Source organism: Streptomyces sp. P17 (assembly GCF_032436805.1).
Classification (GTDB): domain Bacteria; phylum Actinomycetota; class Actinomycetes; order Streptomycetales; family Streptomycetaceae; genus Streptomyces.
Window position 1 is genome coordinate 1 of sequence record NZ_JAVRBF010000776.1, and the last position, 274, is coordinate 274.

At 42.0% G+C, this 274-nt stretch carries 1 protein-coding gene; it reads left to right on the plus strand.

Annotated elements, in window-relative coordinates; genetic code table 11:
* Positions 1 to 250: hypothetical protein (locus RMT89_RS42920; RefSeq protein ID WP_315889182.1), on the plus strand; the 250-nt coding region annotated here is incomplete at its 5' end.
* Positions 251 to 274 lie beyond the last annotated feature (24 nt).

A 274-nucleotide genomic window follows, 5' to 3' on the forward strand; every position in this document is an offset into this window, starting at 1 on the left:
TGAAAAGCTCAATTTCGATTTGCTGAAGAAATTAAAAGGTGCTTTCCAAGAAGGGGTCATCTTCTGCTTCGATCAAATGGATCTCGACCAAACTGAGATCTTGATCCCGATCTACTTAGTGGAACATAACTTCAAAGATGAGCCTAAAAACTTGCCACCAGAACAGCAGCTCGGTGCTTTGGCCTATCAACGGCATACTGGCAAATGGCGCTTAGACTATCACGAAGATGAACTTATTTTTCTTATTTGACCTACCAAAATAGGCAGCTGTTCC